Below are 22,741 nucleotides of genomic sequence, written 5' to 3' on the forward strand. Positions count from 1 at the left end.
CTGCTATTGTGTTCCTAAAGATTGCGTTCCGGGAACCGGAATAGCAACCTGTGGTGAAATTCCCCGTTCGTCATTTTGCTTAAAATGCACACGGCGATCGAGTTCATATTGTTGCAGCATGATGTTAATACGCTTATTACGTTCCTGCATTTGAATGCGCTGATCATTGCCAAACAGATCATCACCGGAAGGCACTCCCAAACTCACCGGAGAAGCCGATCCCATCATTGGCAAAGTGTTAAATGCGGGCGTATCAGATTGATATTCAAGATCCTCAACACTATGGCTGTTGTACTGCTGTACACCAACCAATACTGCCAGCGAAACACAGGCTGCAACACTCACTTGAACCATTTGACTCACCCAAGGGCGAAGCTTTTGCCAGAACGGCATTTTTTGCCAGCTCTCTGGTTCAGGTTGGGATTCAGGAATAGCCCCAGCAATGGAATGAACTGGCTCTTTTTCAAGCGCCAATGCAACCCGACTAGCAATATCCAGATGCAATACTTCTGTCACATCACCGCGCAATGTGTCACGGATCAAGTGGTAATTTTCCCAGCGTTTCTGCATTACAGAATCTTTAGACAAAATACTAACGACTTCACTATCAAGAGTTTCGCCATCCATCAATGCGGAAAGTTTTTCTCTTTGCATGTCAAAGTACCCTTCAGTATTGTTCCACTATTTTTAATTTTAAATCAGTGGTTGAATGTTATCATCAATGGCTTCCCTTGCACGGAAGATACGAGAACGAACCGTACCTACCGGACAATTCATAATGGTAGCTATTTCTTCATAGCTTAACCCATCTAATTCCCTCAGCGTTATTGCTATTCGCAAATCTTCGGGAAGAGATTCAATGGTGCGGAAAACCACCTGCCTCAATTCTTCTGACAACATTAAGTTCTCAGGGTTCGAAATTTCTTTTAATCCATTCGAAATTTCATAATTTTCCGCGTCACTGGCATCCAAATCACTGGACGGAGGACGGCGCCCTTGAGCGGTCAGATAATTCTTCGCAGTATTTACTGCTATACGGTACAACCAAGTATAAAAAGCACTATCACCACGAAACGAAGCCAATGCCCGATAGGCTTTAATAAATGTTTCCTGAGCAACGTCAGGAACATCACCCTGCGGAATATAGCGGGATAAAAGACTCGCTACTTTATGCTGATATCTGACTACCAGTAGGTTAAACGCCTTTTGGTCACCTTTCTGCACTCGCTCAACCAGCATTTGATCCGTTAACTGCTCGCTCATCCGAGGTTAAATCTCCCGAAGCAAAGCTCCACATTGATATTTACTGAACTAACCATGATGTCCTATTCCCAAGCAAGCATGGCTTTGAGTAATAAAATTCTGCGAAGTTCAATTTCCGCCATCATTTTGTTGCAATCATCGCCTTTCTCATATCTGATAGGCTAACATGATTTTTACCCATCTTCTTCATACATCATCAATTATGCAATCATTATTCTCACAACATTACAGCGATGTACTTATTATCGGCAGCGGTGTCGCCGGCCTATCTCTGGCTTTACGGCTGGCCTCACAATATAAAGTCACTGTATTAAGTAAGAGTATTCTCAGCGAAGGGGCATCCTATTATGCACAGGGCGGTATCGCCGCTGTATTTGATAAAACAGACAGTATCGAATCTCATGTTGAAGATACCCTTATCGCCGGAGCTGGGCTTTGCGATAAAAGCGCTGTTGAGTTTATCACCAGCAATGCCCGTCCTTGCGTGCAATGGTTGGTTGATCAAGGTGTTATGTTTGATACAGAAACCAGCAAAGAGGGAGAAAAACAATATCATCTGACCCGTGAAGGTGGTCACAGCCATCGGCGTATTCTGCATCATGCTGATACAACGGGCAAAGAGGTAGAAACGACACTGGTTGATAAAGCGATTTCTCATCCGAATATCACGGTGAGAGAGCGCTGCAATGCGGTTGATTTAATTACTTCAAATAAAGCCCGGTTAGATGGTGAGAACCGAGTCGTCGGCGCTTATATCTGGAACCGTCAGCAAGAACAGGTGGAAACTTATCGCGCTAAGGTCGTGGTACTGGCAACAGGCGGTGCGGCTAAGGTCTATCAATATACGACAAATCCCGATATCTCATCCGGTGATGGCATTGCAATGGCATGGCGTGCGGGCTGCCGTATCGCCAATCTGGAATTTAACCAGTTTCACCCGACCTGCCTATTCCATCCTCAGGCACGCAATTTCTTGTTGACAGAAGCTCTGCGAGGTGAAGGCGCATATCTTAAACGACCGGATGGTAGCCGTTTTATGCCTGATTTTGATGAACGCGCTGAACTAGCCCCTCGCGACATCGTAGCGCGAGCAATTGACCATGAAATGAAACGCCTTGGTGCTGACTGTATGTTTCTGGATATCAGCCACAAACCAGCGGATTTCATTACCCAGCATTTTCCAATGATTTATGAAAAATTGCTGACACTGGGCTTTGATTTAACAAAAGAACCGATCCCAATCGTTCCTGCTGCGCATTACACCTGCGGCGGTATTGTTGTCGATCACCAGGGACGCTCTGACCTCAACAACTTATATGCTATCGGTGAAGTCAGCTATACGGGCCTACACGGTGCAAACCGTATGGCGTCTAATTCTCTGCTGGAGTGTCTGGTGTATGGTTGGTCTGCTGCGGAGGATATCCAACAACAGATTGAAAAAATAGAAGAAATACCGCAACTCCCCTTCTGGGATGAGAGCCGTGTTGACAATTCAGATGAACAAGTCGTCATTCAGCACAACTGGCACGAATTACGTCTATTTATGTGGGATTACGTCGGTATTGTACGTACAACCAAACGCCTGGAACGAGCACTGCGCCGTATTAATATGCTGCAACAGGAAATTCACGACTATTATTCCAATTTCAGGATTTCTAACAATCTGCTGGAATTACGAAATTTGGTGCAAGTCGCTGAATTAATCGTGCGTTGTGCGTTAGAAAGAAAAGAGAGCCGAGGTCTGCATTTCACACTGGATTATCCCGATTTACTGCCAGAGTCAAAACCAACGATTTTGACACCCTGATCTTTGCTGGCAAAATCTCTGCATGACCACGCTCCGGCGTGGTTCTTTCAATAACTCAATAAATAATTCAATAATAGAGATAGAAATCCGTCACCAACTGCTGAAATTCTTGCGTATATGCACCATCTGGCTGACGAATAGTCAATTCACTGATCAAACCGGTTTTTTCCTTACGGGAAAATGCCAATAGCATCCGATGCAATGGCTTGCTTTGCCTGTCGCGGATATTGACCCGATGATGAGAAAACCAGCCCAGACGACATGCCATTGTTTCAAATTCCTCACCAATGGCATATGGCAATACCACACAAAACAGACCATCCGCTGTAATCAACTTCTCTGCATATTGCAATAATCGCCGGTGAGTCAGCGACCCCGTATAACGAGCCTGTTCCCTCGCCTCATTTCGACAAGCAACAGCCGGCTCAAAATAGGGAGGATTGCTGACAATTAAGTCATAACATTGCGAATACTGTTCAGCGAAATCACCAATATCCTGCTGATAAACATCTATTTTTCTCTGCCAGGGAGATTGTTCCGCATTATCTTGCGCCTGCAATGCAGCCGCTGTATCCAGCTCCACTGCGTCAATTTTGGTATTCTCATTCGTACGCTGTGCTAACATCAACGCAATCAGCCCACTGCCACAGCCGATATCTAAAATCGCTTTTTTGTCACTCACCGGAGCCCATGCTCCCAATAAAACGCCATCAGTCCCGACTTTCATCGCACACCGATCATGACCAACAAAAAACTGCTTGAAAGTAAATCCATCCCGGCGTAAAGGTCGTTTCTGTTTCAAATTAATAACCTATATCTATTTAGCACAATAAATTTCGCTACAGGATAAGGGTTATTATGTTTCGATAAAAGCTATCTACTCTTAACTGACCGCTTTAATAGATGAACAATACGTCCAACCTGTTTATAATCGGCGGCCTAAACAGAGGTATATAATGACTGCAACAAACTTTTCTGAACTTGAGCTTGATGAACGCCTGCTTGACGCCCTGAATGATAAAGGTTACTCCCGCCCGACAGCAATTCAGGCTGCGGCTATTCCAGCCGCAATGGACGGGCGTGATGTACTAGGATCGGCGCCTACCGGTACTGGTAAAACCGCAGCTTACCTGCTGCCAGCTATGCAACATTTATTGGATTTTCCACGTAAAAAATCTGGACCACCACGTATTCTGATCCTGACGCCCACCCGAGAGCTAGCCATGCAAGTGGCAGATCAAGCAAAAGAATTCGCTGCGCATACCAATTTGGATATCGCTACCATTACCGGTGGCGTAGCCTATATGAATCACGCAGAAATTTTCAGCGAAAATCAAGATATTGTCGTCGCCACTACAGGCCGTCTGCTGCAATATATCAAGGAAGAAAACTTTGATTGCCGGGCAGTTGAAACACTGATCCTTGATGAAGCCGATCGTATGCTGGATATGGGTTTTGCCAACGATATTGAAACCATCGCGGGTGAAACTCGTTGGCGTAAACAGACCATGCTGTTCTCTGCCACTCTGGAAGGGGAAGCCATTCGTGATTTTGCTGAGCGCTTACTGGAAGATCCAGTTGAGATTGATGCTGAACCATCACGCCGTGAACGCAAAAAAATCCAGCAATTTTACTACCGTGCAGACAATTTGGCACACAAAACAGCCCTGCTTTGCCATTTACTGAAACAACCCGATGTCACTAAATCCATTATCTTTGTTCGCAAACGTGAACGTGTACACGAACTTGTGGGTGAATTGCATCAAGCCGGCATTAAAGCCCGGTTCCTTGAAGGGGAAATGGTACAGGCTAAAAGGACGGAAGCGGTTAAGCTCCTGAATGATGGCAGCGTCACTGTTCTGGTTGCAACAGACGTTGCTGCCCGTGGATTGGATATTGATGATATCAGCCATGTTTTCAATTTCGATTTACCGCGTACCGCCGATGTTTATCTACACCGTATTGGCCGGACAGCTCGCGCAGGTCGCAAAGGCACTGCAATTACCTTAGTGGAAGCGCATGATCATTCTTTATTAGGCAAAATCAGTCGTTATCTGAATGAACCACTAAAGTCGCGGATGGTTGATGAACTTCGCCCAACAACCAAAGCACCAAGTGACAAAGCCCACAATAAGCCATCGAAAAAAGTATTGGCTAAACGCAAAGAGAAAAAGAAAGCGGAAGAATCGAAGAAAAAAGCCAAAATACGTCATCGAGACAGCAAAAATATCGGTAAACGCCGTAAACCTTCCGGTAATCCAAAACCGGAAGCGCCAACCAATAGCAATGCGTAAATCTTTAAACGGGCCAATTGGCCCGTTAAGTTAATTTTCGTCCAAGAACCTGATGCCCTTCAAACATAAAGGTATCAATATCCATGAATACATCAGATTCTTCTCTGACAATACCAAAATGAGTTTTTTATAAGCAAAAAATCTGTTATTACACGGTTATTATGTAAGTAAATTTTTTACCTAAAAACCTCGTTACGAACACAAAAATAATGAAATGACTTTAAATAATTTTTCTAGATCTACTTTCTTTATACTTTTTTGAAAATCATAATTTACTTTATAACTAATGAAGTCGATATGAAAGTCTGGATATTATGACTCAATATATAAACTCTATTAAAGTGAAACGAAAACCCTATTAAAGGCATATCAAATTTCTTTGATTCGATATCAAATATGCCATATAAAATCTAATCGCACTTATAAACAATAATACCTTCAATTGTTGCAATTGTATTATTTTCCATATATCGAAACATATAGTTCAATCCAATAAAAGGGGAAATTGGATCTTTACCAAAAGCATAAAGAGAATATCTGGCATCATTATTAGTTATATCCGTCGTTGTCTCACCAATATCAGAACTCTTTTTAAACTCAACCATTCTATTACCGATAGAAAACCCAATAGTAAAATCAAAAAGACCTGTCTCGAAATTTAACTTTCCAAATGTTTCTATTTTTTTCAATACATGGGTACCCACATTCAATAAAGTTGGTTTAGAAGCATCTACAAACTTACACTCCTTAATTCCATTTTTACCTTTTGGCAAAGTACCATATGTAGTAAGAGGCTTACCGACAATATAATGAATAGGATATTTGATTCTTACTATTTCATTTGTTCCTCCCCAATCAAGACGATAAATTCCCATCACCCAACGCCCTATCGTATAATCATTATTAAATACATCGACTTCAACAGATTCTTTAAGGTCTGACAATAAAGTGAGAGAGTAATCAGAGCCTGACATAAGTAATTTCATGAAAGAAAGCTCCCCTCCCGGAGATATTTTAACGTCATTAATACTCCTAGTCACTCCCCCCATTTCATGCCCAAAGCTACCTGTATCTTCAAAAGACAACATAATCTCATCTTTGCTAAGAAATGAATCATCATTCTCTATCCTATCTGAAAGGAATAATGAAGTTGAACTAATAAGTATAGTCGCTGTAATAAATAAGTCTTTCAACAAGATTTCCAACATTAATTTTTACCCTTAGTTTACAAGCACTTCATTAAGAACAGTATAATTCTATAAAACTAGTTTATATCTTTTCCTTCAATTATAAAACACCCTAATTTTTTCATAAATTCAATATCAATAATATTTATTCATTCTTCATTGCGTTTGATGAGAATAAAATATATTGGAAAATCATCTACATAGATAGTGTACCTTCGATACCACTCATTCCCTGCCAATGGCTGATACTCTCAATCATGTAAAAATTCACTACATAAAATGTCTAATAAGCTATTAATTTTCTCATCAATTATCATAATAATAGCAAATTTAGCGCCTCAAGGTGAATTATAAACAAATGCCCATCTATTAGGTTAGCATTAACACTCAAACTTTCACTTAATTGTTTGATATTTAAGAAAAAAAATAACGGGCCAAATAGCCCGTTTCTATCTTATTTCAAATAATATCGACTGACTTGCCGAGCTTTCAGCCAGTGATTAACCTTATCATATTCAGCTTGCATCTCACGGCTCCGCGCTTTTAGCGGTGTGAGATTGAGATACATCTGGAACGTTGATTGTTGCTTGTTTCGCAATTTAGGATCAGCGCCTGACTTCAACAATATCAGCACCAGTTCCGGCGAATTAATTTTGGCTGCAATATGTAACGGAGTATCTCCAATCCGATTAGCCTGATTGGGATTAGCACCGGCGGCCAACAGTAATTCAATCTGCATTCTTCTTCCTACCTGAACCGCAACATGTAAAGGCGTTGCTAAGGTTATGGGATGTATAATATTCACATCCGGCACAACTGATAATAAAGATTTAAGATAATCAGGGTTGTTGATTTTTGCAGCCGTATGTAAAGCACTTTCTTGTTGCAATCCAGGTTGAGTAGGATCAGCCCCCTCTTTCAGCAAATTATTAACATCATCCATTCGCTGATTGAATATAGCCCATTGTAACGGAGTTATATTTTCTTCACTCCGCTGATAATCCAGTTCCAATTCAGGCTCAATTACTTCGCCAATTTTCATCGCGCCTCTCTTTAATTATGCGGAAACATTCAGCTCCGGTTCATCAAGCATGACTAGAGATTCTTCTTGCTGTTCATCATTTAAAGACGACCAAGGTTTGTATATTGTTAATAATTCCAACATCTTTTTAAGAGAATGTGCTTTTAGTCCACGTATCAGATTATGAGGAAACCCTTGATCTGATTCTCCTGAATTATCATTATATTTCAGTAAGATTTTATGTCCTATCGGCTGAGATACGGGCAGTTTCTGTTGTAATACATCAAGCAAATCATGTTCCACAACATAATGACGTACCAATCCATTTTCAGCGATAGCCCTACCCTCTTGGGGTGAAAAACCCAAATTTTTCATCATATTGTCAGAAACACCGGCTGAATTAAATATTACCGCAGGCTTTCCAATTGATAATGCGGCTGTCGCTGCTAATCCCCCTCCCAAAGAGTGTCCAGTAAATAATAAGTTTTCGCCAAATGCCATTCTGGCGGCACGAGCTAAATCAATGGCTTGATGATATTGAGCTTCATCAAATCCAAAACCTTGTCGTAAATTAGTTAATATATCCTTCAAATCATTAGTGCCCACAAAAGCAACTATATAGAGATCATCATTCCGATAAATACCGGCCTGAAAGCCTGTTGTTTCATCCCTTAAATTTGCCGGTTCTATTCCTGCCTTTAATAATTCATCATCAGAAAGACGAACATAATCACCTATTCCCATAATGGTGCGTATGTAGACATCATCAGAAATTAAGGTCAACATATAATCAATTTCATGAGATTGCTTACCCCTAATTTGTTCAGACTTAATTCCTGTGATTGACTTTAAATTAATGTTAATACTCTGCTCATTAATTAATGATTGATAGACTCTATTACTTTGTTTAGTTGTTTCCGAGAGGGAAAAAACTTCTGTGGTCGCTTTTTCAATATTCTGGCCTGGAACAGAAGGTGGTGTAACAAGTTGAAGATTATTTAAAATGGGAAAACTTGAATCGACTGATAGATTCATTTCAATTGATAAACTCATAAAATTCCCCTAAGGATAGCTGAAAATAATCGACGATTTAATTAGTACAACTAATCTATCGGCAGGAAATGTCATTGAGTTAAATAAATGTTTAAATTATGTTAACAAAATTACTCAACTGCGACTCTTCTCTCTGATAACAGAGAAATTTCTACCTATTATTTGTCAATAAATAGCCAGAAAAGAGTCAAAGTGAACTGACTACTTACAACAAATCTGTTTTGGCTTTATACGATATTCAAACGATCCAGCTTATCCTTAACCACAATCTGGCCCTTCACGGTATTGAATACCCGTAATCACTTCTATCTATACATTCGCACAATAAACTAAATTATCAATGAGTTATCTTAGTTATTTAGTCAAAGCAATATGCCTCATTCCTATATATCTACACAAATGAGGATACTCATTGATTCAGAACAGTTAATTTCATATAGTTACTATAAAACATATTGCTACCTTATGTTTTAAATAAGTTTCTATAGCTAACCACAAAGCAATTCTTTGGATAAACTTTCAAAAATACTTTACAACATTGAAATAGTTATCAAGAATTTAGTTTTAGTGTGCATCAAAGGTTTTCCTCTGATTTTGTAATCGGTAAGCTAACATCCATTTGGTAATCTATAAAAAGGATTTACTATGTCCGCACCTCTCACATGGCACGACGTAATCGGTAACGAGAAAAAACAACCCTATTTTCTCGACACACTGACCTATGTCGCAAAAGAACGTCAGGCAGGTAAAACCATTTATCCGCCACAACAGGATGTATTTAATGCATTCCGCTACACCGAGTTGGCTGATATTAAGGTGGTGATACTTGGGCAAGACCCTTACCACGGCCCCAATCAGGCACATGGCCTCTCTTTTTCTGTACAACCGGGTATTCCCGCGCCACCTTCGCTGGTGAATATGTACAAAGAGCTGACATCCGATATACCTGACTTCCAGCATCCAAATCACGGTTGCCTAGTCAGTTGGGCTAAACAAGGGGTGTTACTACTCAATACCGTACTTACCGTAGAACGTGGTAATGCACACTCCCACGCGAATCTGGGGTGGGAAACTTTCACTGATAAAGTCATTGCCGCTATCAATGAGCACCGTTCAGGCGTCGTTTTTCTGCTTTGGGGTTCCCATGCTCAGAAAAAAGGCTACTTTATTGATGCTAATAAACACCACGTTCTCAAAGCACCCCATCCATCTCCACTATCTGCCCACCGAGGGTTCTTTGGCTGCAAACATTTTTCAAAGGCCAATGCATTGCTAGAAAAACAAGGCATCGCGCCAATTAACTGGACACCTGAGTTGCCACAATAAAAAAATGCCGCCCCTGTTGGAGCGGCATTGATACTTATTACTAAACTAAAACCACTACTAAACTAAAATTACTTCGATACGGCTACCATTGCCGGGCGCAACAAACGGCCGTTTAAGGTATACCCTTTCTGCATGACCATCATGACATGATTTGGTTCATGCTGATCGGATTCCATCATGGTCATGGCCTGATGAATTTCAGGATTAAAAGGAACATTTGTGTCGCCAACAACTTCAATACCAAATTTACCCACAGCCCCAAGGAAAGACTTCAACGTCAGCTCGATGCCTTCAATCATAGGTGCTATTTCGGTATTAGTGCGATCTGCGGCCTCCAAAGCGCGCTCAAGATTGTCAATCACTGGTAACAGTTCATTGGCAAATCTTTCTAACGCAAACTTATGGGCTTTTTCTACATCTTGCTCAGTACGACGACGGATATTTTCAACTTCAGCCTTAGCACGCAAAATGGCATCACGTTCACGCTGTTGCGCCTGCTTGAGCTGTTCTTCCAGCTCTGCGACACGCGGATCAACAACGCTTTCAGTCTCTGATGCTTCTGCTTTATCCGCACTGTTTTGCTGTTCAGATACAACTTCCATATCTTCCGAGACTTGCTCGTCAGGCATTTTTTGTTCTTTACTACTCATGAATATCTCCGCGTATTTGGCATTAATCTCGCTACTTAGCCTATTATGGGGATCTAAACTGGGGATTCAAGGGAACCCGCCGTATTGTGAGGATAAAACCTCTTGCTAGAAGGAAATTACAACGATGAATAAAAAATTCAAATGCATAGGTATTGTTGGTCACCCTCGCCACCCAGAAGCACTTGCTACTCATGAGATGCTTTATCATTGGTTAAAATCCAAAGGTTACTCTGTCATTATTGATCGTCAAGTTGCCAAAGACATCGGTTTAAAAGATGCACGAATTGGTGGTCTGACCGAAATTGGTCAACAAGCTGATTTAGCTGTCGTTGTTGGTGGTGACGGCAACATGTTGGGCGCCGCCCGGGTCCTTTCCCGTTATGATATTAAAGTCATTGGCATTAACCGAGGCAATCTGGGTTTTCTGACAGACTTAGATCCTGATAATGCCCTACAGCAACTTTCTGAAGTATTAGATGGCGAATATCGGAACGAACATCGTTTCCTGCTAGAAGCCCAAGTCAGAAGAAACGGCCAAAAACCCCGTATCAGTACCGCAATCAACGAAATCGTACTCCACCCGGGGAAAGTAGCACATATGATTGAATTCGAAGTCTATATCGATGAACGTTTTGCCTTTTCCCAACGTTCTGACGGACTGATTATCGCAACGCCAACGGGTTCCACAGCCTACTCGCTTTCCGCAGGTGGGCCAATTCTGACACCTAACCTAAACGCTATCGTCCTGGTACCGATGTTTCCACATACATTGTCTTCCCGGCCGCTGGTTATCAGTAGCGAAAGCAATATAAGATTGAAATTTTCCCAAAATAGCAATGATTATGAAGTCAGTTGCGATAGCCAAATCGTTCTGCCTATACAGGATGGAGAAGATGTGATTATTAGCCGCAGCGAACAGAAGCTCAATCTCATTCATCCTAAAGACTATAATTATTTCAATACATTAAGTACAAAACTAAGCTGGTCTAAAAAATGTTCTAAAAAAATTAGGTTTCACCACTTTACTGTATAAAAAACCAGTTTATACTGTATGAAGATACAGAGGTGTTTTTATACACAGGAGAAGTGTGATGCTCACCCAGTTAACCATTAGCAATTTTGCCATTGTTCGGGAGCTTGAAATTGACTTCCAGCCAGGTATGACAGCCATCACAGGTGAAACTGGCGCGGGTAAATCCATCGCAATTGATGCATTAGGTTTATGTCTGGGTAATCGTGGTGAAGCCAATATGGTGCGTAGCGGGGCTTCTCGTGCTGATATTTGCGCCCGGTTTGCTCTTTCTGATACTCCTTCTGCTCGTCAATGGTTAGAAGAACACCAACTTGATGACAGCAATGAATGCTTACTACGCCGCACAATAACGTCAGATGGCCGTTCCAGAGGCTTTATCAATGGCACTGCCGTACCGCTTTCCCAATTACGTGAACTAGGTACCCATCTTATTCAAATTCATGGTCAACACGCTCACCAATTACTATTGAATAATGGTCACCAAAAACGTCTGCTTGATACTTACGCTAATCAATCCAATCTACAAAATGAAATGAAACAGGCATATCAGCAATGGCACCAAAGTTGTCAGGATCTTGCTCGATTCCAACAACAGGCGCTTGAGCGCCAATCTCGTCAGCAGTTGCTGGAATATCACTTAAAAGAACTTAATGAGTTGGCACCGCAACCAGGTGAATATCAGGAACAAGATAATGAATATAAACGGCTAGCAAACCGAGGTCAGTTACTCTCTGTCAGCCAAACCGCACTCCAGCTACTCAGTGATAACGATGAACAAAATATTATCAGCCTACTGAATTACGCTAAACACGAGCTGGCAGAACTCATCACTATGGATGATAAATTCAACCAGTTACTCACTATGCTGGAAGAAGCATCCATTCAAATTAATGAAGTCAGCGATGAACTCCGCCACTACGGTGATCAACTGGATATGGACCCAAATCGTCTCTTTGAACTGGAACAAAAAATTTCACAACAAATTAGGGTGGCCCGTAAACATCACGTTGTCCCAGAAGAGCTTCCTTCGCTACATCAACAATTATTGGAAGAGCAGCAATCACTGGCGCAACAAGAAGATGACTGTACCCACCTTAGTGAACAGGTTAATAAACACCATAAACAAGCATTGGAAGTCGCAGAAAGATTGCACCGAGTTCGCCAGCAATATGCCAAAGAATTAAGTGAGCTCATTACTCGCAGCATGCATCAACTCGCTATGCCTCATGGCCGCTTTACTATCGATGTCTCTTTTGCACCTGAACATCTGAATGCTGATGGTTCAGATAAAGTTGAATTTAATGTCACCACTAACCCTGGTCAGCCACACCAATCTCTGGCAAAAGTCGCTTCCGGTGGTGAGCTTTCCCGTATTGCGCTGGCAATTCAGGTTATAACAGCTAAGAAAATGGAAACATCCGCCTTGATTTTCGATGAAGTGGATGTCGGTATCAGCGGCCCGACAGCCGCAATAGTCGGCCGTCTGTTACGCGAATTAGGCGAATCTACACAGGTTATGTGCGTCACTCACCTGCCCCAAGTAGCCGGTTGTGGACACCAACATTTTTATGTCAGTAAACAGACTGACGGTGAAGAAACTGAAACTCAAATGCAATTGCTGGATAAAAAAGCCAGATTACAAGAGCTGGCGCGGCTTCTCGCAGGCAGTGAAGTGACAAAAAATACCCTGGCGAATGCCAAAGAGCTGTTAGCAGCATAATTTGACACAACTTTTGCGTATATTTAAGGTCATAGTAAAGCTTGTATACCCTATGGATTTCAAGATGCATCACGACGGCAAGGGAACTAATCCCCGGAAGCATAGGTAACTATGTGACCGGGGTGAGTGAGCGCAGCCAACAAAGAGGCAACTTGAAAGATAACGGGTATAAAGGTTTTCAATCTCGTCAAGGTTTATTATTATCAACACCCTGACTCCTAAAGGAATGTAATTACCATGCGCTGTAAAATGTTGACTGCCGCTGCTGTATCATTTGTCATGCTGACCGCGGGTTGCTCTACGTTGGAACGGGCTGTTTACCGCCCTGACATTAATCAGGGGAACTACCTAACACCGACTAGTGTATCAAAAATTCACAAGGGAATGACCCAGCAACAGGTAGCTTACACATTAGGAACACCAATGTTACAAGACCCGTTTGGAACTCAAACGTGGTTTTATGTATTTCGTCAGCAACCTGGGCACGAAAAAGTGACTCAGCAAACTCTGACACTGACATTTGACAGTAATGGTGTACTGACTGACATTAAAAACGAAAATTCACTTACCGAAGATCTTCAATAACCAAAGAAATATAGACAGTCAGTCAAAAAAATAGATGACTGACTGTCTATAATAATCATTGAGCATTATTTTTAGCCCGTTCAGCACGCTTACGACGCATTTCTTTTGGATCAGCCAATAATGGGCGGTAAATTTCCACCCTATCACCCTCTTCCAAAATATCCGTCAACTTAACAGGACGGCTATAAACTCCAATCTTATTCTTTTGCAGATCAATATCATTACGCAAAGTCAGCAAACCTGATGCAACTATTGCCTGCTCAACAGTTGCGCCTTGAGCCAATTTCACCGTACGCAGATATTGGCGATCAGGCAATGCATACACAACTTCGACATTGATATCAGACACGATAAACCTCGCGCGCGCGCAGAGTAAAAGCCTGCACCATACTCCCCGCCAATTCCTTAAAAATCTTACCGAAAGCTAATTCAATCAGCTTATTAGTGAATTCGAAATCAAGTTGTAACTCAACTTTACAGGCATCTTCACTCAGAGGGATGAACCGCCAACCTCCCATTAACTTACGAAAAGGCCCGTCGACCAGTTGCATATTAATGCTTTGGTTATCGGCCAGAATATTCCGGGTAACAAAAGTCTTACTTATACCCGCTTTCGAAACATCGACTGATGCAGTCATTTCGTTATTGCTAACACTCAGTACCCGACTGCCGACACATCCCGGCAAAAAATCCGGGTAAGAACCGATATCATTGACCAATTTGTACATTTGTTCCACGCTGTATGGTACTAACGCAGAGCGACTAATCTGTGGCATATCATTTCCTGTAAGGCTTAATTGTAGCGAATAATATCACCTATACGTGATCAAAGAAAAATCTGTCAGCGTATAATGCAATAAACACTCATTAATCAGCAAATATGTGCGGGAAAAGATTTCTTTCACCAAAGCATTCAGTATAATGCATACACTATGACAAAGAAAAAAGCACACAAACCCGGTTCGGCAACCATTGCCATGAATAGACGAGCTCGTCACGAATACTTCATTGAAGAAGAATTTGAAGCGGGTCTCTCGTTACAAGGATGGGAAGTCAAATCACTGCGCGCTGGTAAAGCCAACATCAGCGACAGTTACGTTTTGCTCAAAGATGGAGACGCTTATCTTTTTGGCGCCACCATCACCCCGTTAAATGTAGCTTCTTCCCATGTCGTCTGTGATCCAATGCGTTCACGCAAACTCTTACTTAATCAGCGCGAACTTGACTCATTATATGGTCGAGTCAATCGTGATGGTTATACCGTTGTTGCCTTATCTCTTTATTGGAAAAACGCTTGGTGCAAAGTCAAGATTGGCGTAGCAAAAGGTAAAAAGGCGCACGACAAACGTTCGGACATTAAAGAACGTGAATGGAAATTAGACAAAGCACGTATTATGAAGAATGCTGGGCGATAAATTCTGGCATTACAGTTTAGTATTCTGATATACTTGCTTTTAAGACACTTGGGGCTGATTCTGGATTCGACGGGATTCGCGAAACCCAAGGTGCATGCCGAGGGGCGGTTGGCCTCGTAAAAAGCCGCAAAAAAATAGTCGCAAACGACGAAAAATACGCACTGGCAGCTTAATAACCTGCGCAGAGCCCTCTCTCCCTAGCCTCCGCTCTTAGGACGGGGATCAAGAGAGGTCAAACCCAAAAGAGATCGCGTGGATGCCTTGCCTGGGGTTGAAGCGTTAAATCTAATCAGGCTAGTTTGTGAGTGGCGTGTCTGTCCGCAGCTGGCAAGCGAATGTAAAGATTAGACTAAGCATGTAGTACCAAGGATGTAGGAATTTCGGACGCGGGTTCAACTCCCGCCAGCTCCACCAAATAAATCAAGGGGTTACACTAAAGTGTAGCCCTTTTTGTTTGCCCAATGTCCACTTTACGTCCATCTATTTTATTTTTATGGGCATCAATGGACACTACCTGCACCGCCGCATTCCTTCTAGTTCATCACTGAAACTACTTAAGATGCTTGAACGTAACCCTTCGCTTATTAATGAATTAAGCTCACTTTAATACTTTCACTTTCTCCTTGTCATAATGCAAAAGGAGAAAATAATTTCAGTTCTGTATATCCAGTAAAACCGGCCTTATCTAATTTCTATGATAAAGCACCGCTTTCCTCCGTGATTTTATTTTCCACGCAAAATATAATTTTTCCTTTAATATCATTGCATTGAAATTTTATCCGTGATCACCTTTTGATCCAAAAACTGAAATTTCCTGAAAATCTTTTCAATCATTTCAGTTTACGGCTTCTCTCGCTCCGCTAGTGTTGTCGCAGTCTGGCTGTTTGCCTTGTAGGATTTTAAAACTGAAAAATTTTTTTGATCCAAAACGTGCAGGCGGGTGCGGTGTAGTGCCGTTTTCGCCATAAGTTCACTTATTTCGTCATAAGCGCAGCGAAACAAACCGTCACTAAGGTATTTATTTGATTCTTGAGTCAGATAATACAATCGGTTAAAGTAGTATCGCCATCGGCAAAATCCGATGGTCAAGGGGTCGCAGCCTTGAGATTCATCAACACTGGTAAAGATTGTTTACCAGTGTGCCTGCTATCGCACCTTATATGGCGGTTCAGGCAGGGGAGACTAACGTCTCTCTGGTTGATGAATCCCAGTACTGCGAACCCTGTTTGAATCGCCACCACCAAAGAGGTAAGCAGGAATATGAAAAAAGACTGGCATACCGCCGATATTATGATGCCGTGCGCGATAAATTTCCCTCACCCGCTCAATAAATGAAGCGGTAATTGCGTTTCATCTATTGAAAAGTTTTTACATAACTAACCGTCATAGATATGACTGTAGTTTATCCAATCTACCCATTTTTCTTTTGAATCTGTAGTACGAGCCTGTAAGGCAACTTGATATCGAGACACAACTTACTACCAGTCGCCTCAACATAATATTTGAGGGAAGACAGTTTCAAACCGCGACCAAGGCTTCTCCATGTCAGAAACCGTGGATTGGTAACAACTTTGGGCTCTTCATTCGCCAGTATTTGGTTGATCGTTCTTGCAATGCTTGGATTGGATCGCCTTTGCCTCGGACACTCGATTCTTTCATGCTGTTGTGACATGAACCATTTATAGTGTCTGCGTATGGCTTGGGCAACATAGGGCTAGTGGCCTGAAACATACTTATCGCACATTTTCTCCTCGCTAGGCTTCAAATTCCTTCAATTCTTCATTTGCAATTTTGTGCGTAGTGGTATAAAATTTTATACAATCAAATTAAGGAAGGAAGCTATGATAAAAATCAGGGGCAGTACTAGAGAAGAAATTACCTGTATTAGTTCTTCTTGTGAATATTTGTTAGCCTTTCCTTACAGATCGCACTAAAGGCGCAGGCTATCAGTTTCATAGAATACAGCATGGAATAGATCCTGAAGACTGGAAACCCTTTTTTGGCATCGGTTCTGGTGTAAAAGAAATGCGACTAAGAGACAGTACAGGTATTTATCGCATTATGTATGCTGTTAAATTTGATGAAGCTATTTTACGTATTACATAGTTTTCAGAAGAAAACTCAACAAACAAGTAAAAGACCACCTCCCTAGGAGGTGGCTTTACATTGGGCCCCCTAAAAGGGGGCTATATCCGAGTTAATCCTGTAACAACTCCATTTGTTGGTCAAACTCTTGGTCCTTTTTATCCTGATGCCTTACATACCGTCTGATTATTTCTTCGTTTACGCCTACTGTATCCGCAAAATAACCCCTCGCCCAAAAATGATTCCCCCACAACTTCTTACGTATATGCGGAAACTTATTATAAAGCCTTATTGCACTACGCCCTTTCAGGACTCCCATTAACGTCGATATCGATAATTTCCGCGGGATCATCACAACCAAGTGAACATGATCCGGTTGAATATTTAACTCCAATACCTCACAATCTTTCATGTTGCAAAGTATATAAATTGATCTATAAAGCTCCTTGCCTATTTTATCCCGAAGTATCTTAAATCGATACTTCGGGGTCCAGACCAAGTGATATTTGCAACGCCAAAATACATGTGATGAACTTCTATAGAGACCCATGATGGTGATATAGAGACCCATGATGGTGATTTCCTTCTTACTTGTGGTGAGTAAGTGGATATATTCCAACATGGGTTTCCTTCAGGCTAGAGCCTCACAGGGACAATCACCACCTCCCTAGGAGGTGGTTTAAGGATGACAATAAACAGGACAAGTATATCGCTAAAGTGCGATACAACGCAGTTATCCAGCATCGGGGAAATATCAAATGACCACTAAAATTGACACTGAAATTCGTAGGGTAACTCCAGCCGGACATAATATATTTTCTGAATTAGGTTTTACTGAGCAAGAGGCTCAGCAACTTCATACAACCTCTTTACAAGAAATAGAAAATACACTGCAAATTAAAGAACGGTTAATGGAAGAGATTACTTTATGGATTGTGAATGAAAAAATGAAACAAGCTGAAGTAGCAGAGGTGTTACACATTTCTCGTCCAAGAGTATCTGATGTTGTGAATAAAAAAGTAAATAAATTCACCATTGACGCATTGGTTAATATGTTAATCCGTATAGGGAAACCTGTTCAGATTACGGTGGGTTAAGGCACATATATTAACAATTTAAAATAGGAGGCACTTAGAATGGGTGCCTCTTGGTATTTCAAAATGATTCAACCTTTCGGTTCAATACCACGTGCCAGCAGTTCTTTGCGCAAAATTCGTTTTATCCATGTTGCTAAAGATGTATCACCATCTTTCTTCATTTCTGCTTCAAGCTGGAGACGAAATTCCTCTGTTAACCTCATCGGAAATTGAGGAGATCTTTTATTTTGTATTGACAAGGTATATACCCTATGATTTAATGCTACTGTATATACCAGTGTATATTCAAAGAGTTTCAAAAACAATGGAGCTTGGTAGTGTCTCACCACTAATCGGGTTTCTAACCACAACATTATTGGAGCTAATGCTATGGCTAACGCTAATAGTAACATACGCACGCATTCAAAACGCTATATATTTATAACGTCCTTTCTTATCGGTGATAATCGAACTTCGCCCATTACACATGATTTCAGCATTGCATACAATTAAATAAGGAAGGAAAACTATGACGAAAATCAGGAGTGGTACAGAGAAAGAAATTGCCTGGATTGGTTCTTCTTATGAAGACTTGTTAGCCTTTCCTATAGATACACGTAAAGACGCAGGCTATCAGCTTCACAGAATACAACGTGGAATAGATCCTGAAGACTGGAAACCCTTTTCTGACATCGGTTCTGGCGTAAAAGAAATACGGCTAAGAGACAGTACAGGTACTTATCGCATTGTGTATGTTGCTAAATTTGATGAAGCTATTTATGTATTGCATAGTTTTCAGAAGAAAACTCAACAAACGAATAAACAGGACAAAGATATCGCTAAAGTGCGATACAACGCAGTTATCCAGCAACGGAGAAATATCAAATGACCACTAAAATTGACACTGAAATTCGTAGAGCAACTCCAGCCGGACATAATATATTTTCTGAATTAGGTTTTACCGAGCAAGAGGCCCAACAACTTCATATAACCTCTTTACGAGAAATAGAAAACACACTGCAAATCAAAGAACGGTTAATAGGAGAAATTACCCTATGGATTGTAGATAAAAAAATAAAACAAACTGAAGTAGCAACAGTGTTGCACATTTCTCGTCTAGGAGTATCTGATGTTGTGAATAAAAAAGTAACTCAACAACCACCGACTAAAGTCGGTGGGTTAGTGATTAACGGACTGAAAGTCCGGATACGCATCGGCTGAACGATGCGTCAATTGTCCATCCTGAAGTTATCATCCGGGTTTGGTTCAAAATGATGCTCCAGATAAGCCTTTATCATCTCTTCCGTTAACTGACACACCGTCGCACAAAAATAGCCTCTGCCCCAAAAATGCTGACCCCAGTAGCGTTTCTTTAGATGCGAAAACTCTTCAAACAACTTACTCGCTGTCCTTCCCTTCAGTCTCCTCATGATTTCTGAGGGAGATAATGTCGGGGGACTACTCACCAGTATGTGAACATGATCTTTGCTCACGACCCCTTTTAATATCCTGATTTCAAATGCTTCACATGTCTGACGAACTAACTCGCGCACCCGTATTGCTACTTCACCTATCAGCACTTTGTGCCTGTATTTCGTTACCCACACAAAATGGTATTCAATCTGAAATACTGTGTGACTACCGTATCTGTAATCCATGTTGCACCTCCCATGCAACACAGTATCTCAGCTAAAGCTGACCGACTAAAGTCGGTGGTTTTAACCTTTCATATGGAAGAATAAATTCACCATTGACGCATTGGTTAATATGTTAACCCGTATAGGGAAACCTGTTCAGATTACGGTAGGTTAAGACGCGCATATTAAAGTTATTAGGATAATTTACAATAAGAGGCACTTAGAATGGGTGCCTCTTGGTATTCAAAATGATTCAACCTTTCGGTTCAATACCACGTGCCAGCAGTTCTTTACGCAAAATTCGTTTTATCCATGTTGCCAAAGACGTATCACCATCTTTCTTCATTTCCACTTCAAGCTGGAGACGAAATTCCTCTGTTAATCTCATCGGAAATTGAGGAGATCTTTTATTTGGCATTGACAAGGTATATACCCCATGATTTAATGTTACTGTATATACCAGTGTATATTCAAAGGGTTTCAAAAACAACGGAGCCCGGTAGTGTCTCACCACTAACCGGGCTTCTAACCACAACATTATTGGAACTAATGCTATGGCTAACGCTAATAGTAACATACACGCGCATTCAAAACCCTACATATTTATTAACGCCCGTTCTAACCGACTGATAATCGAACTTCACCCATTACACATGATTTCAATATTAACTACCACGAAAATAGAAGCTTGTACTTTGCTAGCAGGCTTTCCTTTGGTATTTGTCTCATGCAAACCACTGAAGGAACTGAACCATGCTTAATACCGAGAACCACTGGGATATCTTTTACTCCGACATGGCGAACGCTATGTCCAGACTGGAAATGACGAATATGAGTGAACAAGCTATTGAACAACTGGAGGAGGTCTGCGAAGCAAACAGTGCAGGGATCTGCCACGGGTTGCATTTTCTAGGAGATACGCTTGTTACTTTTGCCATGAATGACGTGGTGGAATTTACCCCAGAAAGTCTTTGTCAATTGGGTCACTGTCTGGTTGCCATCAGTTCGTTATTACCGATGTTGTTTACCCTATATCAAAAAGCTAATCAAGAGGCTCAACTACGCGACCCTAATTATGAAATAGCTTAACGCCCACTACTCCAACCGCTTCCACTTGCAATCCCATGATCTACAATAAGAATAGGGCCATTGGGCCCTTATTCCATAATTTTGGGTTTTTCGGGCCAATAAATATCTGGCGCTAAGTTAGCATCAACACGGTTCAGCAATACCCTATATTTTTTCAAAGCGGTCAACCGAGAATTTTCCTCATCACTCGCCATCCCCAAATCTACAGCATCTTGTAACGGAGCTATCTGTTTACTTACAGTGAACATAAGTTGCTGTTTCTTATGTTCTGCTTGTTGCTGCTGTTCCTGCCTAAGTTTTATCACACCGCTTTCTGATATTATCCACTTTTCACCATCGTATTTATGATAAACGGACGGAGCGCGTTCAGTAAGCACTGGATAACCCTCTTTATTACTGACAATTGACAAACCGTGTGACTGCCCTGTAAGTAATTCATTGTGTTTTTCTGCGGTTATTTCAACACATTCTTCATGAGAGTCACTATAAAAAGCGCCTTCTTTTCTGGAGAAATAAACCATTTATACCCCCCAAAATAATATATGAACAACTTTGCCTGGATTCTCATTGTTGTTGGGAGTGCCAGCTTGATATTCAAACGTCGATAATGTTGCATTACGTACTAATGTATGACCTGTTGATGTATTTATACTCGACATGCTTGCGACATAGCCAATAAACTGATTTTTAAAAGAAATTGGATAATTGATTTTTACCCATGACTGTTGGCTTGATGCAACTTTAACCCATTGAATAATTATTCCCGTATCCCCGCATTGCCACCAGCCATTTTCAGATTTTATAGCTGCGTTTTGCAATGCGAGCGTACCGCTTCGCTCAGGTATTAATATATTATAACGTCGCTGATTGTTCGGATCGTTAGAATAAATATGTAACAATTTTCCTTCCGAACCATTAATTCCTACCACATACCCATCTTTCGATTTGAAACGTAGCTCAGGAAAAGGAGTTTTACTATCAATTAATAAACTACCAACGGTTGCAGTTTTATCGCTAGAAATACGCAAGAAAGTGTTATCGCTCTCAGATTTAGCATAACTTCCCACATCCCCGGCATTCAATGAAATATCAGATGACAACGCTTTCCCATTCACTTTACGAATGGATGGTACTCGGCTATTAGCGTTGTTATTTGCTGCTATAGCACTTTGATTCGCCGTATCCGTCAGTGATTGCACAAATGCTGTTGTTGCAATCTGAGTATTATTAGCGTTTTTAGCAGGTGTGGGGGCGATTGGCGTTCCTGTGAAAATGGGACTGGCTTTCGGTGCATACTGAGTATGCGGATTTTGCACCTCAGAATGTTCCCTCAACTCATTTCCATTTTGTTCTAGTTTTTGTTTAAGATAACTTGTGCGGTTGACCAACTGTTTAGCCTGCCGATTGGAAATACCATCAGGCCCGCCTAACACGGGATCTGAGGTTTCTATTTGATACACTCCCTCTGACCACTGTGGGGTTTCCGGCAAATTAGCCATT

27 protein-coding genes, 1 other RNA gene and 1 pseudogene are annotated in these 22,741 nt (G+C 41.3%); 14 read left to right on the forward strand and 15 right to left on the reverse strand.

From position 1 onward, the window contains the following. Positions 1–3: 3 nt before the first annotated feature. Together rseA and rpoE are read right to left on the reverse strand one after the other, a co-directional pair. Positions 4–654: an anti-sigma-E factor RseA gene (rseA, locus tag B0X70_RS17045; RefSeq protein WP_036777808.1), complete on the reverse strand. Its 651-nt coding sequence runs from the start codon at positions 652–654 to the stop codon at positions 4–6. A gap of 39 nt (positions 655–693) precedes the next feature. After that, positions 694–1,263, reverse strand: coding sequence for an RNA polymerase sigma factor RpoE (rpoE, locus tag B0X70_RS17050; RefSeq protein WP_036777809.1), 570 nt, complete (start codon positions 1,261–1,263; stop codon positions 694–696). Between the two features lie 166 nt (positions 1,264–1,429). Between rpoE and nadB the strand changes: the two genes are divergently transcribed. After that, positions 1,430–3,070 carry an L-aspartate oxidase gene (gene nadB, locus B0X70_RS17055; RefSeq protein WP_036810479.1) on the forward strand — a complete coding sequence of 547 codons (1,641 nt, stop codon included), beginning with the start codon at positions 1,430–1,432 and terminating at the stop codon, positions 3,068–3,070. Between the two features lie 67 nt (positions 3,071–3,137). Here the strand turns inward: nadB and trmN are convergent, their stop codons facing one another. Then, complete coding sequence (trmN, locus tag B0X70_RS17060) at positions 3,138–3,872, reverse strand: tRNA(1)(Val) (adenine(37)-N(6))-methyltransferase TrmN (RefSeq protein ID WP_214039291.1); 735 nt, start codon at positions 3,870–3,872, stop codon at positions 3,138–3,140. Between the two features lie 154 nt (positions 3,873–4,026). On the opposite strand from trmN, the gene srmB reads away from it, so the two are divergent. Further along, positions 4,027–5,364 carry an ATP-dependent RNA helicase SrmB gene (srmB, locus tag B0X70_RS17065; RefSeq protein WP_110086324.1) on the forward strand — a complete coding sequence of 446 codons (1,338 nt, stop codon included), beginning with the start codon at positions 4,027–4,029 and terminating at the stop codon, positions 5,362–5,364. A gap of 410 nt (positions 5,365–5,774) precedes the next feature. On the opposite strand, the gene B0X70_RS17070 is transcribed toward srmB, so the two are convergent. The 3 genes from B0X70_RS17070 to B0X70_RS17080 all read right to left on the reverse strand — a co-directional run bounded on the left by B0X70_RS17070 (position 5,775) and on the right by B0X70_RS17080 (position 8,625). Beyond that, positions 5,775–6,572 (reverse strand): hypothetical protein, encoded by a 798-nt coding sequence (locus B0X70_RS17070; RefSeq protein WP_217469915.1) that lies wholly within the window; start codon positions 6,570–6,572, stop codon positions 5,775–5,777. 433 nt (positions 6,573–7,005) lie between these two features. Continuing rightward, the gene (locus B0X70_RS17075; protein ID WP_036810490.1) at positions 7,006–7,593 is read right to left on the reverse strand and encodes an ankyrin repeat domain-containing protein; all 588 of its coding nucleotides are present in this window, start codon (positions 7,591–7,593) and stop codon (positions 7,006–7,008) included. Between the two features lie 15 nt (positions 7,594–7,608). After that, on the reverse strand, positions 7,609–8,625 hold the full coding sequence (locus B0X70_RS17080) for a Tle-like phospholipase domain-containing protein (RefSeq protein WP_217469916.1): 1,017 nt from the start codon (positions 8,623–8,625) through the stop codon (positions 7,609–7,611). A gap of 645 nt (positions 8,626–9,270) precedes the next feature. Here B0X70_RS17080 and ung point away from each other — a divergent pair. Continuing rightward, complete coding sequence (gene ung, locus B0X70_RS17085) at positions 9,271–9,951, forward strand: uracil-DNA glycosylase (RefSeq protein WP_036810497.1); 681 nt, start codon at positions 9,271–9,273, stop codon at positions 9,949–9,951. 68 nt (positions 9,952–10,019) lie between these two features. On the opposite strand, the gene grpE is transcribed toward ung, so the two are convergent. Then, on the reverse strand, positions 10,020–10,601 hold the full coding sequence (gene grpE, locus B0X70_RS17090; RefSeq protein WP_036810500.1) for a nucleotide exchange factor GrpE: 582 nt from the start codon (positions 10,599–10,601) through the stop codon (positions 10,020–10,022). 124 nt (positions 10,602–10,725) lie between these two features. Between grpE and nadK the strand changes: the two genes are divergently transcribed. The 3 genes from nadK to bamE all read left to right on the forward strand — a co-directional run bounded on the left by nadK (position 10,726) and on the right by bamE (position 13,939). After that, positions 10,726–11,634 carry an NAD(+) kinase gene (gene nadK / locus B0X70_RS17095; RefSeq protein ID WP_217469917.1) on the forward strand — a complete coding sequence of 303 codons (909 nt, stop codon included), beginning with the start codon at positions 10,726–10,728 and terminating at the stop codon, positions 11,632–11,634. A gap of 58 nt (positions 11,635–11,692) precedes the next feature. Beyond that, on the forward strand, positions 11,693–13,354 hold the full coding sequence (gene recN, locus B0X70_RS17100) for a DNA repair protein RecN (RefSeq protein WP_217469918.1): 1,662 nt from the start codon (positions 11,693–11,695) through the stop codon (positions 13,352–13,354). A gap of 237 nt (positions 13,355–13,591) precedes the next feature. Then, positions 13,592–13,939 (forward strand): outer membrane protein assembly factor BamE, encoded by a 348-nt coding sequence (gene bamE, locus B0X70_RS17105; RefSeq protein ID WP_011147559.1) that lies wholly within the window; start codon positions 13,592–13,594, stop codon positions 13,937–13,939. A gap of 55 nt (positions 13,940–13,994) precedes the next feature. Here the strand turns inward: bamE and B0X70_RS17110 are convergent, their stop codons facing one another. Both B0X70_RS17110 and B0X70_RS17115 read right to left on the reverse strand, forming a co-directional pair. Next, positions 13,995–14,288: an RnfH family protein gene (locus tag B0X70_RS17110; RefSeq protein WP_036810509.1), complete on the reverse strand. Its 294-nt coding sequence runs from the start codon at positions 14,286–14,288 to the stop codon at positions 13,995–13,997. After that, a complete protein-coding gene (locus tag B0X70_RS17115; protein ID WP_036810511.1) occupies positions 14,281–14,715 on the reverse strand; it encodes a type II toxin-antitoxin system RatA family toxin in 435 nt (144 codons plus the stop codon). Before B0X70_RS17115 ends, B0X70_RS17110 begins: the two co-directional genes overlap by 8 nt. A 156-nt stretch (positions 14,716–14,871) precedes the next feature. On the opposite strand from B0X70_RS17115, the gene smpB reads away from it, so the two are divergent. The 4 genes and pseudogenes from smpB to B0X70_RS17135 all read left to right on the forward strand — a co-directional run bounded on the left by smpB (position 14,872) and on the right by B0X70_RS17135 (position 17,506). Then, entirely contained in the window at positions 14,872–15,354 is a 483-nt protein-coding gene (gene smpB / locus B0X70_RS17120) for an SsrA-binding protein SmpB (RefSeq protein ID WP_036777830.1), read from the forward strand. A gap of 50 nt (positions 15,355–15,404) precedes the next feature. Further along, positions 15,405–15,768, forward strand: a transfer-messenger RNA (tmRNA) gene (ssrA, locus tag B0X70_RS17125). Positions 15,769–16,481: 713 nt separating this feature from the next. Next, positions 16,482–16,685, forward strand: coding sequence for a hypothetical protein (locus tag B0X70_RS17130; protein WP_217469919.1), 204 nt, complete (start codon positions 16,482–16,484; stop codon positions 16,683–16,685). Between the two features lie 510 nt (positions 16,686–17,195). Continuing rightward, positions 17,196–17,506 (forward strand): annotated as a pseudogene (locus B0X70_RS17135) (type II toxin-antitoxin system RelE/ParE family toxin). A 45-nt stretch (positions 17,507–17,551) separates the two neighbouring features. On the opposite strand, the gene tnpA (B0X70_RS17140) reads toward B0X70_RS17135, so the two are convergent. Continuing rightward, positions 17,552–17,989 (reverse strand): IS200/IS605 family transposase, encoded by a 438-nt coding sequence (gene tnpA / locus B0X70_RS17140; protein WP_217471759.1) that lies wholly within the window; start codon positions 17,987–17,989, stop codon positions 17,552–17,554. Between the two features lie 208 nt (positions 17,990–18,197). On the opposite strand from tnpA (B0X70_RS17140), the gene B0X70_RS17145 reads away from it, so the two are divergent. Continuing rightward, complete coding sequence (locus B0X70_RS17145; RefSeq protein ID WP_040152958.1) at positions 18,198–18,536, forward strand: helix-turn-helix domain-containing protein; 339 nt, start codon at positions 18,198–18,200, stop codon at positions 18,534–18,536. A 68-nt stretch (positions 18,537–18,604) separates the two neighbouring features. Here B0X70_RS17145 and B0X70_RS17150 read toward each other — a convergent pair whose 3' ends face one another. After that, positions 18,605–18,928, reverse strand: coding sequence for a hypothetical protein (locus tag B0X70_RS17150; protein ID WP_036843602.1), 324 nt, complete (start codon positions 18,926–18,928; stop codon positions 18,605–18,607). Positions 18,929–19,044: 116 nt separating this feature from the next. Here B0X70_RS17150 and B0X70_RS17155 point away from each other — a divergent pair, with 116 nt between their 5' ends. Together B0X70_RS17155 and B0X70_RS17160 are read left to right on the forward strand one after the other, a co-directional pair. Beyond that, positions 19,045–19,404 (forward strand): type II toxin-antitoxin system RelE/ParE family toxin, encoded by a 360-nt coding sequence (locus B0X70_RS17155; protein ID WP_040152962.1) that lies wholly within the window; start codon positions 19,045–19,047, stop codon positions 19,402–19,404. Further along, complete coding sequence (locus B0X70_RS17160; protein ID WP_246593329.1) at positions 19,401–19,736, forward strand: XRE family transcriptional regulator; 336 nt, start codon at positions 19,401–19,403, stop codon at positions 19,734–19,736. Before B0X70_RS17155 ends, B0X70_RS17160 begins: the two co-directional genes overlap by 4 nt. Before the next feature lie 8 nt (positions 19,737–19,744). On the opposite strand, the gene tnpA (B0X70_RS17165) is transcribed toward B0X70_RS17160, so the two are convergent. Together tnpA (B0X70_RS17165) and B0X70_RS17170 are read right to left on the reverse strand one after the other, a co-directional pair. Then, positions 19,745–20,173 (reverse strand): IS200/IS605 family transposase, encoded by a 429-nt coding sequence (gene tnpA / locus B0X70_RS17165; RefSeq protein WP_217469920.1) that lies wholly within the window; start codon positions 20,171–20,173, stop codon positions 19,745–19,747. Positions 20,174–20,405: 232 nt separating this feature from the next. Further along, the gene (locus tag B0X70_RS17170) at positions 20,406–20,729 is read right to left on the reverse strand and encodes a hypothetical protein (RefSeq protein ID WP_217471807.1); all 324 of its coding nucleotides are present in this window, start codon (positions 20,727–20,729) and stop codon (positions 20,406–20,408) included. 176 nt (positions 20,730–20,905) lie between these two features. On the opposite strand from B0X70_RS17170, the gene B0X70_RS17175 reads away from it, so the two are divergent. After that, positions 20,906–21,241, forward strand: coding sequence for a hypothetical protein (locus tag B0X70_RS17175; protein WP_217469921.1), 336 nt, complete (start codon positions 20,906–20,908; stop codon positions 21,239–21,241). Positions 21,242–21,309: 68 nt separating this feature from the next. Here the strand turns inward: B0X70_RS17175 and B0X70_RS17180 are convergent, their stop codons facing one another. Next, complete coding sequence (locus B0X70_RS17180; protein ID WP_217469922.1) at positions 21,310–21,762, reverse strand: tail fiber assembly protein; 453 nt, start codon at positions 21,760–21,762, stop codon at positions 21,310–21,312. Continuing rightward, positions 21,763–22,740, reverse strand: coding sequence for a gp53-like domain-containing protein (locus B0X70_RS25335; RefSeq protein WP_246593330.1), 978 nt, complete (start codon positions 22,738–22,740; stop codon positions 21,763–21,765). Between the last annotated feature and the right edge of the window lies 1 nt (position 22,741).

The organism is Photorhabdus akhurstii, from assembly GCF_019090985.1.
GTDB lineage: Bacteria > Pseudomonadota > Gammaproteobacteria > Enterobacterales > Enterobacteriaceae > Photorhabdus > Photorhabdus akhurstii.

Excerpts from the sequence above, each read along its gene's own strand:
- rseA (WP_036777808.1), bottom strand. The coding sequence starts at position 654 with ATGCAAAGAGAAAAACTTTCCGCATTGATGGATGGCGAAACTCTTGAT.
- rpoE (WP_036777809.1), bottom strand. The coding sequence starts at position 1,263 with ATGAGCGAGCAGTTAACGGATCAAATGCTGGTTGAGCGAGTGCAGAAA.
- nadB (WP_036810479.1), top strand. The coding sequence starts at position 1,430 with ATGATTTTTACCCATCTTCTTCATACATCATCAATTATGCAATCATTA.
- srmB (WP_110086324.1), top strand. The coding sequence starts at position 4,027 with ATGACTGCAACAAACTTTTCTGAACTTGAGCTTGATGAACGCCTGCTT.
- B0X70_RS17070 (WP_217469915.1), bottom strand. The coding sequence starts at position 6,572 with ATGTTGGAAATCTTGTTGAAAGACTTATTTATTACAGCGACTATACTT.
- B0X70_RS17075 (WP_036810490.1), bottom strand. The coding sequence starts at position 7,593 with ATGAAAATTGGCGAAGTAATTGAGCCTGAATTGGAACTGGATTATCAG.
- B0X70_RS17080 (WP_217469916.1), bottom strand. The coding sequence starts at position 8,625 with ATGAGTTTATCAATTGAAATGAATCTATCAGTCGATTCAAGTTTTCCC.
- ung (WP_036810497.1), top strand. The coding sequence starts at position 9,271 with ATGTCCGCACCTCTCACATGGCACGACGTAATCGGTAACGAGAAAAAA.
- grpE (WP_036810500.1), bottom strand. The coding sequence starts at position 10,601 with ATGAGTAGTAAAGAACAAAAAATGCCTGACGAGCAAGTCTCGGAAGAT.
- nadK (WP_217469917.1), top strand. The coding sequence starts at position 10,726 with ATGAATAAAAAATTCAAATGCATAGGTATTGTTGGTCACCCTCGCCAC.
- recN (WP_217469918.1), top strand. The coding sequence starts at position 11,693 with ATGCTCACCCAGTTAACCATTAGCAATTTTGCCATTGTTCGGGAGCTT.
- bamE (WP_011147559.1), top strand. The coding sequence starts at position 13,592 with ATGCGCTGTAAAATGTTGACTGCCGCTGCTGTATCATTTGTCATGCTG.
- B0X70_RS17115 (WP_036810511.1), bottom strand. The coding sequence starts at position 14,715 with ATGCCACAGATTAGTCGCTCTGCGTTAGTACCATACAGCGTGGAACAA.
- smpB (WP_036777830.1), top strand. The coding sequence starts at position 14,872 with ATGACAAAGAAAAAAGCACACAAACCCGGTTCGGCAACCATTGCCATG.
- tnpA (WP_217471759.1), bottom strand. The coding sequence starts at position 17,989 with ATGGGTCTCTATAGAAGTTCATCACATGTATTTTGGCGTTGCAAATAT.
- B0X70_RS17145 (WP_040152958.1), top strand. The coding sequence starts at position 18,198 with ATGACCACTAAAATTGACACTGAAATTCGTAGGGTAACTCCAGCCGGA.
- B0X70_RS17150 (WP_036843602.1), bottom strand. The coding sequence starts at position 18,928 with ATGTTACTATTAGCGTTAGCCATAGCATTAGCTCCAATAATGTTGTGG.
- B0X70_RS17155 (WP_040152962.1), top strand. The coding sequence starts at position 19,045 with ATGACGAAAATCAGGAGTGGTACAGAGAAAGAAATTGCCTGGATTGGT.
- B0X70_RS17160 (WP_246593329.1), top strand. The coding sequence starts at position 19,401 with ATGACCACTAAAATTGACACTGAAATTCGTAGAGCAACTCCAGCCGGA.
- tnpA (WP_217469920.1), bottom strand. The coding sequence starts at position 20,173 with ATGGATTACAGATACGGTAGTCACACAGTATTTCAGATTGAATACCAT.
- B0X70_RS17170 (WP_217471807.1), bottom strand. The coding sequence starts at position 20,729 with ATGTTACTATTAGCGTTAGCCATAGCATTAGTTCCAATAATGTTGTGG.
- B0X70_RS17175 (WP_217469921.1), top strand. The coding sequence starts at position 20,906 with ATGCTTAATACCGAGAACCACTGGGATATCTTTTACTCCGACATGGCG.
- B0X70_RS17180 (WP_217469922.1), bottom strand. The coding sequence starts at position 21,762 with ATGGTTTATTTCTCCAGAAAAGAAGGCGCTTTTTATAGTGACTCTCAT.
- B0X70_RS25335 (WP_246593330.1), bottom strand. The coding sequence starts at position 22,740 with ATGGCTAATTTGCCGGAAACCCCACAGTGGTCAGAGGGAGTGTATCAA.